The organism is Bradyrhizobium sp. MI1.4, from assembly GCF_055811315.1.
This window is the reverse complement of the sequence record NZ_JBVVPP010000010.1, coordinates 90,708-103,178: the sequence shown is the minus strand read 5'-3', so window position 1 is coordinate 103,178 and position 12,471 is coordinate 90,708. Positions and strand designations below refer to the sequence as shown.

General features: G+C 64.0%; 14 protein-coding genes and 1 riboswitch. Of the genes, 7 read left to right on the top strand and 7 right to left on the bottom strand.

Translation table 11 applies throughout. The features are described from left to right. Window positions 1-58 precede the first annotated feature (58 nt). Window positions 59-148: riboswitch (glycine riboswitch) on the top strand. A 159-nt stretch (window positions 149-307) separates the two neighbouring features. From gcvT to gcvP, 3 genes are all read left to right on the top strand, one after another. Next, a complete protein-coding gene (gene gcvT / locus AC0L23_RS14430) occupies window positions 308-1,456 on the top strand; it encodes a glycine cleavage system aminomethyltransferase GcvT (protein ID WP_247440475.1) in 1,149 nt (382 codons plus the stop codon). Window positions 1,457-1,467: 11 nt separating this feature from the next. Further along, window positions 1,468-1,836 carry a glycine cleavage system protein GcvH gene (gcvH, locus tag AC0L23_RS14425; RefSeq protein WP_027567642.1) on the top strand — a complete coding sequence of 123 codons (369 nt, stop codon included), beginning with the start codon at window positions 1,468-1,470 and terminating at the stop codon, window positions 1,834-1,836. 162 nt (window positions 1,837-1,998) lie between these two features. After that, window positions 1,999-4,863 (top strand): aminomethyl-transferring glycine dehydrogenase, encoded by a 2,865-nt coding sequence (gcvP, locus tag AC0L23_RS14420; RefSeq protein ID WP_473357083.1) that lies wholly within the window; start codon window positions 1,999-2,001, stop codon window positions 4,861-4,863. A gap of 133 nt (window positions 4,864-4,996) precedes the next feature. Here the strand turns inward: gcvP and AC0L23_RS14415 are convergent, their stop codons facing one another. The 3 genes from AC0L23_RS14415 to recA all read right to left on the bottom strand — a co-directional run bounded on the left by AC0L23_RS14415 (window position 4,997) and on the right by recA (window position 8,179). After that, window positions 4,997-5,989, bottom strand: a complete 993-nt coding sequence (locus AC0L23_RS14415) for a hypothetical protein (protein ID WP_473357054.1) — start codon at window positions 5,987-5,989, stop codon at window positions 4,997-4,999. A gap of 186 nt (window positions 5,990-6,175) precedes the next feature. Next, the gene (locus AC0L23_RS14410) at window positions 6,176-6,985 is read right to left on the bottom strand and encodes a hypothetical protein (RefSeq protein WP_473357053.1); all 810 of its coding nucleotides are present in this window, start codon (window positions 6,983-6,985) and stop codon (window positions 6,176-6,178) included. A gap of 105 nt (window positions 6,986-7,090) precedes the next feature. Continuing rightward, window positions 7,091-8,179, bottom strand: coding sequence for a recombinase RecA (gene recA / locus AC0L23_RS14405; RefSeq protein WP_026233157.1), 1,089 nt, complete (start codon window positions 8,177-8,179; stop codon window positions 7,091-7,093). 258 nt (window positions 8,180-8,437) lie between these two features. On the opposite strand from recA, the gene AC0L23_RS14400 reads away from it, so the two are divergent. After that, on the top strand, window positions 8,438-8,605 hold the full coding sequence (locus AC0L23_RS14400) for a hypothetical protein (protein WP_473357052.1): 168 nt from the start codon (window positions 8,438-8,440) through the stop codon (window positions 8,603-8,605). Window positions 8,606-9,238: 633 nt separating this feature from the next. On the opposite strand, the gene AC0L23_RS14395 is transcribed toward AC0L23_RS14400, so the two are convergent. Further along, entirely contained in the window at window positions 9,239-9,508 is a 270-nt protein-coding gene (locus tag AC0L23_RS14395; RefSeq protein WP_473332432.1) for a DUF2798 domain-containing protein, read from the bottom strand. Window positions 9,509-9,800: 292 nt separating this feature from the next. Between AC0L23_RS14395 and AC0L23_RS14390 the strand changes: the two genes are divergently transcribed. Both AC0L23_RS14390 and AC0L23_RS14385 read left to right on the top strand, forming a co-directional pair. Continuing rightward, entirely contained in the window at window positions 9,801-9,989 is a 189-nt protein-coding gene (locus tag AC0L23_RS14390) for a hypothetical protein (protein ID WP_473332430.1), read from the top strand. A 222-nt stretch (window positions 9,990-10,211) separates the two neighbouring features. After that, window positions 10,212-10,445, top strand: coding sequence for a DUF6894 family protein (locus AC0L23_RS14385; protein ID WP_473357051.1), 234 nt, complete (start codon window positions 10,212-10,214; stop codon window positions 10,443-10,445). A gap of 9 nt (window positions 10,446-10,454) precedes the next feature. Here AC0L23_RS14385 and AC0L23_RS14380 read toward each other — a convergent pair whose 3' ends face one another. Both AC0L23_RS14380 and AC0L23_RS14375 read right to left on the bottom strand, forming a co-directional pair. Beyond that, window positions 10,455-10,709 (bottom strand): hypothetical protein, encoded by a 255-nt coding sequence (locus AC0L23_RS14380; RefSeq protein ID WP_085349380.1) that lies wholly within the window; start codon window positions 10,707-10,709, stop codon window positions 10,455-10,457. A gap of 106 nt (window positions 10,710-10,815) precedes the next feature. Continuing rightward, entirely contained in the window at window positions 10,816-11,127 is a 312-nt protein-coding gene (locus tag AC0L23_RS14375) for a hypothetical protein (RefSeq protein ID WP_026233159.1), read from the bottom strand. 360 nt (window positions 11,128-11,487) lie between these two features. On the opposite strand from AC0L23_RS14375, the gene AC0L23_RS14370 reads away from it, so the two are divergent. After that, window positions 11,488-11,952 carry a PaaI family thioesterase gene (locus tag AC0L23_RS14370; RefSeq protein WP_018456381.1) on the top strand — a complete coding sequence of 155 codons (465 nt, stop codon included), beginning with the start codon at window positions 11,488-11,490 and terminating at the stop codon, window positions 11,950-11,952. A 117-nt stretch (window positions 11,953-12,069) separates the two neighbouring features. Here the strand turns inward: AC0L23_RS14370 and AC0L23_RS14365 are convergent, their stop codons facing one another. Continuing rightward, on the bottom strand, window positions 12,070-12,363 hold the full coding sequence (locus tag AC0L23_RS14365; protein WP_473357050.1) for an HdeA/HdeB family chaperone: 294 nt from the start codon (window positions 12,361-12,363) through the stop codon (window positions 12,070-12,072). Between the last annotated feature and the right edge of the window lie 108 nt (window positions 12,364-12,471).

The following is a 12,471-nucleotide window of genomic DNA, read 5'->3' as shown; positions in this document are numbered from 1 at the left end:
CCGCCGATGCCGCGTTGACAGGCTTGGCCGGCCTGTGGTCTTTACCTATCTGTATCGTACGGCCACGTCGGGAGAGACCGGCACTGGTAGCCGGCGCCGAAGGAGCAACCGCCCCGGAAACTCTCAGGCAAAAGGACCGCGTGGCTTTGACAGCATCTGGAAAGAGGCGCCGACGGGCCAAGACCTTTTAAAGGGTAGGTTCGGACAGCGTCCGCCGACGGGATAATACTCTCAGGCACAGCGACAGATGGGGCTTCGACTGGTGTCCACGGGAAATCGTTCCCGGGGAACCGCCGAGGGCCCCCCGATGCTTGCGCGTGACGACAAAGACTCCCTGAAACGCACCTCCCTTTACGACCTGCATGTCTCGCTCGGCGGCAAGATGGTGCCGTTCGCGGGCTATGACATGCCCGTGCAATATCCGGCCGGAGTCCTGAAGGAACACCTTCATACCCGCAACGCAGCCGGCCTGTTCGATGTCTCCCACATGGGCCAGATCGCACTCAGGCCGAAATCCGGCAAGGTCGAGGACGCCGCCCGCGCGCTGGAACGACTGGTGCCGCAGGATATCTTGGCGATCGCGCCGGGCCGGCAGCGCTACGCCCAGTTCACCAATGCCGAGGGCGGGATTCTGGACGATCTGATGGTCGCCAATTTCGGCGATCACCTCTTCCTGGTCGTCAACGCCGCCTGCAAGGCCGAGGACGAGGCGCATCTGCGCGCGAATCTCTCGGACGACTGCATGATCGATTCGCTTGCCGACCGCGCGCTGATCGCGCTGCAGGGGCCGAAGGCGGAATCGGCGCTGACGAAATTGTGTGCAGAAGCACCCGCCATGAAATTCATGGATTCCGGCCCGCACAGGGTTGCCGGCCTCGACTGCTTCGTCTCGCGCTCAGGCTATACCGGCGAGGACGGCTTTGAGATTTCGGTTCCTGCCGGCGATGCCGAACGGCTCGCCAAGGCCCTGCTGGACAATCCGGACGTCATGCCGATCGGGCTCGGCGCCCGTGACAGCCTGCGGCTCGAGGCCGGGCTTTGTCTTTACGGCCACGACATCGACACCGCGACCACGCCGGTCGAGGCCGCACTGGAATGGTCGGTGCAGAAGAGCCGCCGCACCGGCGGCGCGCGTGCGGGGGGCTTCCCCGGCGCGGCAAAGATTCTCGCCCATTTCGACCATGGCGCATCCCGCCGCCGCGTCGGCCTGCGCACCGAGGGCCGCGCGCCGGTGCGCGAAGGCGCGCTGCTGTTTGCGGATGCGACCTCCGCCGAGCCGATCGGAAAGGTCACCTCGGGCGGTTTCGGCCCGAGCCTGAATGCGCCGGTCGCGATGGGCTATGTGCCCACCGCATCGAGCGCGATCGACACAAAACTCTTCGCCGAGGTGCGCGGCCAGCGCCTGGCCGTGCAAATCGCCGCCATGCCCTTCGTGAAAAACACCTACAAACGCTGAGGACCGAGAAAATGACCACGACGCTGTACACCTCCGACCACGAATGGCTCGCGATCGACGGCGATGTCGCCACCGTCGGCATCACCGACTACGCGCAATCGCAGCTTGGCGACGTCGTGTTCGTCGAATTGCCCAAGCTCGGCCGCACGCTGAAGAAGGCCGAACCCGCCGCGGTCGTGGAATCGGTGAAGGCCGCATCGGACGTCTACGCGCCGGTGACGGGCGAAGTGCTCGAGACCAACGCCGCGCTCGCCGCCGAGCCCGCACTGGTGAACTCGGATGCGCAAGGCGCGGCCTGGTTCTTCAAGATCAAGATTGCCGACAAGAGCGAGCTCGGCGGTCTGATGGACGAAGCCGCCTACAAGGCCCACACGGCGTGAGATGATGCGAACTCTGACCTCATATTCGGTGTCATCGTCCGCGAAGGCGGACGATCCAGTACGCCGCGGCCAATCGGCGCTAGCCGAAGCGGCTGCGTTTACTGGATGCCCCGCCTTCGCGGGGCATGACGGCGACAAGAACATCTGAAGCGAGGACCCATGATGACCGCGCACCGCAAATCCAACGGCGACACCACCAGCTTCGTTCGCCGCCACATCGGCCCCTCCGCGCGCGACGTCACCGCGATGCTCGAGGCCGTCGGCGCGAACAGCGTCGATACGCTGATGGCGCAGACGCTGCCGGCCTCGATCCGGCAGGCCGCCCCACTCGATCTCGGCAAGCCCTTGAGCGAGACCGAAGCGATCGCGCATATGGCCGAACTCGCCGCCCAGAACCAGGTCTTCACCTCGCTGATCGGCCAAGGCTATTCCGGCACGATCCTGCCCGCGGTGATCCAGCGCAACATCTTGGAGAGTCCGGCCTGGTACACCGCCTACACGCCCTACCAGCCCGAGATCAGCCAGGGCCGGCTGGAGGCGCTGCTCAACTTCCAGACCATGATCTGCGATCTTACCGGGCTCGACGTCGCCAACGCCTCACTGCTCGACGAGGCCACCGCGGCCGCCGAAGCGATGGCGCTCGCGGAGCGGCACTCACGGGTCGAAGCAAAGGCCTTCTTCGTCGACAAGGACGTGCATCCGCAGACGCTCGCCGTGATGCGCACCCGCGCGGAGCCGCTGGGCTGGACCCTGGTCGTGGGCGATCCCCTCACCGATCTCGACAAGACCGACGTGCTTGGTGCACTGCTGCAATATCCGGGCAGTTCAGGCGCTGTGCGCGACCTCAGGCCCGCGATCGCCAGCCTGAAGGCCAAGGGCGCACTCGCGATCATCGCCGCCGATCTGCTGGCGCTGACACTGCTCGCCTCGCCCGGCGAGCTCGGCGCGGACATCGCCATCGGCTCGGCGCAACGTTTTGGCGTGCCGATGGGTTATGGCGGGCCGCACGCGGCCTATATGGCGGTGCGCGATGCGCTGAAGCGCTCGCTGCCCGGCCGCATCGTCGGCCTCTCCGTGGATTCGCGCGGAATGCCGGCCTACCGTCTCGCGCTGCAGACCCGCGAGCAGCACATCCGCCGCGAGAAGGCGACCTCCAACATCTGCACCGCGCAGGTGCTGCTCGCCGTGATCGCCTCGATGTATGCAGTCTATCACGGCCCCGAAGGCCTTTCGCAGATCGCGCGCAATGTGCACCGCCGCGCCGCGGTGCTGGCGGCCGGCCTGCGCAAGCTCGGCTTTGCGCTCCAGTCCGACAGCTTCTTCGACACGCTCAGCGTGGATGCAGGGGCGAAGCGTACCGAAATCGTGGCGCGCGCGGCGGCCGAGAAGATCAATCTCGGCGCTGGCGAAACTGCATTGCGGATCGCGCTCGACGAGACCACCACGCCCGCAACGGTGGAAGCAGTCTGGCGCGCCTTCGGCGGGCAGCTTGCATACGCCGAGATCGACGCCACCACGCGCGAGGCGCTGCCGGAGACGCTCAAGCGTGCGACCTCTTTCCTCACCCACCCCGTCTTCCACGCGCATCGCTCGGAAACCGAGATGCTGCGCTACATGCGCAAGCTCAGCGACCGCGACCTCGCGCTCGACCGCGCGATGATCCCGCTCGGCTCGTGCACCATGAAGCTGAACGCGACCACCGAGATGATGCCGCTGACCTGGCCGGAATTCGGCAGCCTGCATCCGTTCGCCCCGCCTGAGCAGGCGAAGGGCTACTACGCGCTGTTCGCGCGGCTGGAAAAATGGCTGTGCGACATCACCGGCTATGACGCGATCTCGCTGCAGCCGAACTCGGGCGCGCAAGGCGAATATGCCGGGCTGCTCGCGATCCGCGGCTATCACGCGGCGCGTGGCGAGACGCATCGCAAGATCTGCCTGATCCCCTCCTCCGCGCACGGCACCAACCCGGCCTCGGCCGCGATGGTCGGCATGGACGTGGTGGTGGTCGCCTGCGAGAAGAACGGCGACGTCGACGTCAATGATCTCCGCGCCAAGGCCGAGAAGCATTCGAACGACCTCGCCGCGGTCATGATCACCTATCCCTCGACCCATGGCGTGTTCGAGGAGCACATCCGCGAGATCTGCGAGATCGTGCATGGCCATGGCGGGCAGGTCTATCTCGACGGCGCCAACCTCAACGCGCAGGTCGGCCTTAGCAGGCCCGGCGATTACGGCGCCGACGTCAGCCATCTCAACCTGCACAAGACCTTCTGCATCCCGCATGGCGGCGGCGGCCCGGGCATGGGCCCGATCGGCGTCAAGGCGCACCTCAAGCCGTTCCTGCCCGGTCATCCGGCGACGGATGGGAAAGCGCCTGTGGGGCCGGTCTCGGCCGCGCCGTTCGGCTCGGCTTCGATCCTCACCATCTCCTACATCTACATCCTGATGATGGGCGGCGAAGGCCTCAAGCGCGCCACCGAGATCGCGATCCTCAACGCCAACTACGTGGCTGCAAGGCTCGATGCGCATTTCCCAGTGCTCTACAAGAACGAGAAAGGCCGCGTCGCGCATGAGTGCATCGTCGATCCCCGCGCGTTGAAGACGACCTCAGGCGTCACCGTCGACGACATCGCCAAGCGCCTGATCGATTACGGCTTCCACGCGCCCACCATGAGCTTTCCGGTGCCGGGCACGCTGATGATCGAGCCGACGGAATCGGAATCCAGGGCGGAGCTCGATCGTTTCTGCGATGCCATGATCGCGATCCGGAAGGAAATCGCCGAGGTCGAGGCCGGCCGCTTCAAGATCGAGGCGTCGCCGCTCCGCCACGCCCCGCACACCGTGCACGACATCGCGGATGACGACTGGAAGCGCGCCTACACCCGCGCCGAGGGCTGCTTCCCCGCGGGCACCTCGCGCACCGACAAATACTGGAGCCCGGTCGGGCGCGTCGACAACGTCTATGGCGACCGCAACCTGGTGTGCTCCTGCCCGCCGGTGAGCGATTACGCGGAGGCGGCGGCGTAACCGTTTTGTAGGGTGGATTAGCCACCGGCTGCGCGAAGCGCAGTCGCTGGCGTAACCCACCACTTCTGTCTCTGGCGAAATGGAAGAGGTGGGCTACACTTCGCTAACCCACCCTCCGGCACGGAACACGCATTTAGGGCGCAACCAACGAGCGGGTCTCGGGGTCCCACCGCCAGAGTCGCTCGTTGGTCAGGTGAGTGCCGCCCCACCAGCGATCAATCCGATTGTGCCGGTGAAAATCCTGGTCGCCTCCCAACACCGCCTTTCCGAACTCGGTCAGCGTCAATTGCGACCGCTCGTACCGATCGAACTGACTTGAATCGTCGTGCATCTCTAGCGAAAACGGACCTTGATCCAGTCCCGACACGGCCGGCCTCTCGCACCGCACAAGGCCGTCAAGCAGCGCTCCAACTTCCCAATAGCCATACACATCCAGCCCGTTGCACTTCTGATGGCCCGGAAAGACATCGAAAGGCTGCATGCCGCCTCGCGCGATGAGCTGGAGTATCCGCGCTTCCGTGGCTCCAAGGCCTGAGGCGGGACGCGGAAGTTCGTTGAGCAGAGCCCTCACGTGAGGGGCGAGTTGTGGCAAACAGCTCAAATTGGTCTTGAAGAGATCCCTCCAACTTTGCGGGGTCGGCGCGCGATAGGCCCGCCATGCACGCTTGGCCGATTTGAGTTGACGAGGTGTGATCGCAACAGCCGGCGGGTAGAGTTCGCTTCGCGGTGGGTCGACATCCCTGACACCCAAGAACAGGGAGCGCACGACAAAGTCGGGATTTGCATCGTGTTGGCGGCCCCAATGATCGAGCAGCCAGAGCAGGATCAATTGCGCATTTGGCTCCGGCCCTCGCCAAAACTCGACCGTGTCATATTCCGCGAGCAGTTCAATCAGTCCTCGATCCTTCACGCCTGATTCCTCGAGACGCCAGGACGGCGTATCGTCGAGCCAGTGAAGCCCGCGGGGCTGTGTCGTACGCGGCGCAAAGAATGCGTCCAGCTCTGCATCGGCTGGCAACGGTCCCCAGACCAGCCGGCGCTCGATGGCAATCACGAGGTCGGCAAGGCCCGCCTGTTCAATAGCACCGGCGATGGACGAGTCGGTCGTGACAATGAGCCGCGTCATGCCGTGGCCTCAAGGCTTCGTCAAAACATTACCGTAACGCCACAGCCGATCATTGGTCAGGTGCGTGCCGCCCCACCAGCGGTCGATCGGATTGTGGCGACTGAAATCTTCCTGATGGGCCAGGACGGCCCCGCCCGAACTCGGTCAACGACAACCGGCTGCGGAGATAGACCTCGTGCCGAGCTCTTAATTTTCGCGATCGATCGTGCGCAGTTCGTCGCCCAACCCGGCCACTACGGGCTTGGGGCCGAGCGCGAGCCCCTCGAGCAACGAACCCAACTCAAATTCTCCGAACACATATGTGCGCCGTTGCGAGCGCAGGTGAAACAACGCATTCGTGTTTGCAACCCCTCTGGCAAGGAGCTCCAGAAATCGCATCTCGGTCGCACCGAGACCCGTGAAAGGCGACGGCAGTTCTGCCAAGAGATCGAGCAAGGCCGGGCGCAGCATCAGCAATGCACTGAGATCCTGGTGAAGGAGATCGACGCACGCCTCAGGGGTCATCGCACGGTAGGCCGACCACGCCAACCGGGCAGTCTCGAACTCCTGGGCCCTAACAGGCACGACACGGATGTGCGGCTCGGACGCAGCGAGATCCTCACCGTGTGCTGTCGTCAGCTCGGATGACACAAGTCGAAGTCGAAGCTTTGGCACCAGCGAGGAGCAGGAGCTGAGGTGGTCCAGCAGGCAGACGAGCTGCAATTGATCCCGGGGAGCCGGGTCGAACCAAAGTTCAACGACGTCATATCGCTCGCAGAAGTCTGCCAGGGACAAGTCTTTGCGGTCCTTGATACCCTTGGGCCAGCGGATGCCCCAATCGGACCAATGATCACCCGGCCCGAGATCCGCCGAACGCGCCGCGAAATAGGCTGCGAGCTTCTCGGGTGAGGGCAGCGGTCCCCACCCAAAGTGAAACGAGGATGAGATGACAAGCTCCGCCAACCCCGATCGTGCGAGCTCGCTCCCGGACGAACTGGTCAAGATCAACCGCTTCATCGCGCCCCCCGAGCACGACCGATCCTAAACGAAACAGGCGCCGAAGACGTCGGCAACTCAACGTCCTCAGCGCCCGCTCCTCGCGAAAAACTTTACTGCTGAAGCTTACTCGTCCGCCGGCTCCTCGCCGTCGGCGTCACGCTCGGGGCTGCCGGCGAGAATCTGCTCGGCGATCAGGCCGGAGTTCTGGCGGATCGAGGTCTCGATCTTGGCGGTGATGTCGGGGTTGGCCTTCAGGAACGCTTTCGAATTCTCGCGGCCCTGGCCAAGACGCTGGCTGTCGTAGGAGAACCATGCGCCGGATTTTTCGACGATGCCGGCCTTGACGCCGAGATCGAGGATCTCGCCCATCTTGGAGACGCCCTCGCCGTACATGATGTCGAACTCGACCTGCTTGAACGGCGGCGCCAGCTTGTTCTTGACGACCTTGACGCGCGTGGTGTTGCCGACCACTTCGTCACGCTCCTTGATCGCGCCGATGCGGCGGATGTCGAGGCGGACGGAAGCATAGAATTTCAGCGCGTTGCCGCCGGTGGTGGTCTCCGGCGAGCCGTACATCACGCCGATCTTCATGCGGATCTGGTTGATGAAGATCACCATCGTATTGGACTTGTTGATGGACGCCGTCAGCTTGCGCAGCGCCTGGCTCATCAGACGCGCCTGCAGACCCGGCAGCGCATCGCCCATCTCGCCCTCGAGCTCGGCCTTCGGCACCAGCGCCGCGACCGAATCGATCACCAGCACGTCGACCGCGCCGGAGCGCACCAGCGTGTCGCAGATTTCCAGCGCCTGCTCGCCGGTGTCCGGCTGGGAGATCAGGAGCTCGTCGATATTGACGCCCAGCTTGCGCGCATAGACCGGGTCGAGCGCGTGCTCGGCGTCGATGAAGGCGCAGATGCCGCCCTTCTTCTGCCCTTCCGCCACCGTGTGCAGTGCCAGCGTGGTCTTGCCCGAGGATTCCGGCCCGTAGATCTCCACAACGCGCCCCTTCGGCAGGCCGCCGATCCCGAGCGCGATATCAAGCCCCAACGAGCCCGAAGAGACCGCCTCGACATCCATCGAACGGTCGTTCTTGCCAAGCTTCATCACCGAGCCCTTGCCGAACTGACGCTCGATCTGGGAGAGCGCGGCGGCGAGAGCTTTACTCTTGTCCATGGAGGATCCTTCGACGATACGCAGGGCAGTGGTGGACATCGGGTCGTGCTCCTTATGACGAGGATTCGCGTGAGGGACAAACGATTGGCGAGGCGGCGCGGCGATAAATGCAATGTACCCTATTTGTTCTAGGTTCGCAATATGTTCTTTTACGATTTTGGCTGCCTGAAGCGCATCAAAGACGGATGCGCTGTGCGCCGTCAGAATTCCGCAATCGTCCGGCACCGAACCTTTCGCGGTCTGCGGCCTTCTCCTGGATAGCTCTTGGACGAGACCGCAACTCTGGGGACTTCAGCCATGACGGACAACACGCATCACTATACGATCCGGCGCACTCCGCTGCTGGAGGCGGCGCGGGAGGAGCTGAGCAAGTTCGAGCGCAAGGAAAACGAGTTCCGCAAGAAAGACCGCGAAGAGCGTGCCGCCGAACTCCGTTTGCCGCTGGACGCGATCAAGGTTCATTAGGCCGCTGGGCCCGCGCTGGCGACGGTGCCGGAGCGGCCGCCCGTTGATCTCAGGGGCACGAGAATCGGGATTCGGATGGCCGTGAAAGGCAAATCCGAGCCGATATGGTATCTAAATACTACCAGTAAGCCATTGATTGGGCGGGGAAATTTGTAGGCACGCTACTGTGCATGGGGTTGTTTTCGCGTTTTTGAAAGGCGCGCACGGGCCTTTCCACCCTCGGAGCCATCTCCCGCACCCAACAGCGCCTACAGCAGAACCAGCAACCCGATGCCGATTACCAGCACGACGAAGCCAGCCGCCGTCGCGGCGGCGAATGACCGCTCTACGTTGTCCATGATGCCACCCCGTTGCCGGCACGCCACGTTTTCCCCCATGGCAGCACCGTCGCCGCGAAATCTCGCCTGCGGTTGTGTCCTGAGTTGTGCGAACGGATGTCGAAATTGGGACCGGTGCGGGGCCAGTCTGCGGCCCCCGCGCTCCGGCTTTTGCTGCCATCATTGGGCCTTGTCAGGCTGTCGTAAGCTGAACCGGCTAGGGTCGCCCGGCTATGGTGTTGCAGCCCAGCACCTCAGCCTCCAATAACCTTCTCCCCGCTTGGTTCTCCCAAGCGGGGTTTTTTCATTCCGATTTTCATGCTGATTTTCTTGCCGGCCGGCCGGTTTGCGAACCGCCCTCCTCCTGCGTCAGCCGCAGCGAGAGGGCGCGGATCGCCGGCGCTGCGAGCAGCACGATCGGCAGCATCGCCGCCCATGCGATCAGCCACGACACCATCCAGTGCGCCAGGAAGTCCAGCGCGTTCCCTGCGGGAAAGCTGGCGATGCCCGCGGCGATCAGCGAGGTCAGTCCGGACTGGATGATTCCGAACACGAAATGAGAATAGCGGCGGGGAATGCCCGGCATGACGCGTCCATGTTGCTTAGCCGCATCGGGCCAAGCAAGGCACATGCCGCCGCGTTCCGGAAGGTGCCCTTACCCATCCCAGGAACTCTGTTCTTGGCCGGAGAACCACGGGCATGAGGTCTCGCGCCGACGCGCGCGGCCGGCGCTTTCGAATTTCGATTTCGTCCGGAGCGCGTGCGTTTGCGCGATAGCCGTGAGCTATCCGGGGCTTACCGACAGGTTTGGCTTTCCCTTGGAATATTATGCCGCCCAGCATGTTCTCAGTGATGGAAGTGAATCGTGGGAGATGGCCATGAATCACAGGGGCATCGAATTCACCGTCGCCAAGACGGCAATTCCCGGCATGTGGCAGTGGCAGTTCCGGATCGGCGAGCAGATCAAGACCGGCAGGACCGAGACCAAGATCGATCTCTTGGCGATCCGACGGGTGCAGCTGCGCATCGATCGGGAGCTGAAGGCGATCGGGCGCAAAACCGCCTGAACGGCCGGGCCGAGATCGTCGGCGGCATGCGCCCCGGCGCGCCGCAGCCGCCATGACTTGAGCGCAGCATGACTTGCGGAGCGCAGCATGGCTTGCAGGGCGCAAGCCGCGCCCATGGGGCTATTCCGTAGCCGCCCGGAATTGATCTGCCGCTGGTTTGGGATTGGACTGCCCGCGATTATGGCCGAGGGACGGAGCCATCAGGCGCGATCGGTGCGAACCATGCCGCTCTACTTCTTTCGAATCCGGAACGGCCGCTATTCCGGCTGTGCCGACCACGCGTCGGAATTTGCCGATCGCGATTTGGCCTGGAAGGAGATGACAAGCGTCTGCGCCGACATGGCCGCCGGCATCGCCCGCAAGCTCCAGGAAAATTCCGAATGGAATATGGAGCTGCTGGACGAGGCCAAGGAGCCCGTATTCCGGATCCGCATCACATCCGAAACCTTCGAATAGGGGCCGGCCTTAATCCGCGCTGGGCAGCCGCCGCATCGTGAATTCGATGTCGCCGCCGGGCAGCTCGCGCCAGGTCTCGACCGCGCTCATATAGCCGGCCTTGGGGTAGCGGGCGAAGAAAGCCTGCGCCCTCTCCCGTGCCGCCGCGCGCGGCAGCGTGAAGGTCTCGCGCAGATAGCCGTCGCCGGCCCTCGGGCCGGGCTTGCCTCCCATTTTTCGCCGGCGCGCCATCCGCTCGGCGAGATCCCGCGGACGATCGGCCATGTTCTGCTCTCCTCGACGCGATACACTCCCGCGCAATGTAGGAAGCAGGCCGATCAAAGAGGAGTCCCGGCCGGAGGCATTCAACCGCCGCCGATCGGGCGGAAGGTCAATTGGCAGTCGTGCCGGACTTCTTCTTCGGCGCACCGGTTGCGGCCGACGCCTTTGGCGCCGCCGACGGCTTCGGCGGGTCGGAGCGCATGCCACCCCAGGGATCGTTGGACGCCTTGGAGTCTGGAATCTTCTTCAGCGTTTCCTTGTAGGCCCTGTCACGCTCGGCCTCCGCGGCCTTCTCCTCGGGGGTCTTGCCAGGCCCCTCCTGCAGCAAATTGAGATTGGGCATTTGCGCATAAGCCGGTCCCGCCAGCACGGTCGGTCCCGCCAGAACAGCCAGCACCGCGGCCATACGGAAAAGCTTCATCATTGACTCCTTGATCATCCATGGCGGCGCGGGTCGCCCGCGCCTTGTCACCCCTGCCACAACCGCAGGGGCCGCTCGGCCCGCTAGAGCCGGTCCGATCTGCACGATTTCGGCGCGTGGAGCCAGTCGTCCCAGATCGGGCCGCACTTGGTGCACCCGTTCAGCAACAGGCCGAGCCCGGCCAGACAAAACACGAGGACATACCTACGCAACATCACCCACCCATACCCACTCCATGGCATCATACCGGACGAAGTCAGGCATTTTCAAGCCGACGGGACCCGCGGCAGACCGGCGACTTTGCCGCGCCGGTCCGCTCGAAATGCCGAACATCCGGCAATACAGGAGGGAACGACAGCAATGCCATCGCAGCCAGAAGCCGAGTTCGGCATCAGTGAGGCCCGACGCATCCTCGGCGAAGTATTTGCGCCCTGGGTCCAGGATCTCAACCTGTCGGTCGAGCGCATCGATCACCTGCCGCCGCCGGACGTGCCGGACTGGCAGCCGGCAGCGCTCCTGCGCATGCCGTTCTCGGAGCGGCTGTGCCGCAACGGTGGTGTGGTCTGCGGCCAGGCGCTGATGGCGCTCGCCGACACCGCGATGGTGATCGCGAACCTCGCCGCCAACCGCGGCTATCGTCCGATGACGACGGTCGACCAGACCACGCATTTCATGCGCGCCGTCTCCTCGTCGGACGTGCTGGCCGACGCCCGCGTGGTGCGACTCGGACGCACCATGAGCTTTGGCCGGGTCACGCTGCTCTCGGCCACCGACAACAAGCCGGTGGCGATGGTGTCGAGCGCGTTCGCGATGCTACCGGGGTGAGCATCATCCGAAAGAAGAAAGCCGCGTGAGCGCAAAGCGCACCGCGGCTCTCAATGGCGTCATGTCGAGACGGGAAGCGCGGTTGTGATCGCGCGCCGTGCCCTCACGCGGCAGAAGTTACTTGCCGAGCACTTCGTCAGCCGCGGTGACAATGCTGACGTTGGGATTTTTTCCGCAATAGCTGCCGAACTGCTTGGCGGTCTCGACGAATACGTCGGTGTCGATGATCGCGTTCTCTTCATCGCCCTTGTACCAGCCGTCCATCCAGGTCAGCACCATCTTGATGGTGTCGTCGCCGCTCTCCAGGAACTGCTTGCAGCTCATGGTCGCGAGATCGAGCTTGGTGGCGTGGGCGGGCATGGACGAGAGCGAGAGCGCTGCGGCGAACAGAAGCGAAAACGTGGTCTTCATCAATATCTCCATCGGCGCGTAGCGCCACAAAGGAACGGCTTGGGGGAAATCCGCGGAGTGACTCCGCTTCGACGTCGTAAACGAAATCTGAAGCGCTGTGCAAGTAGC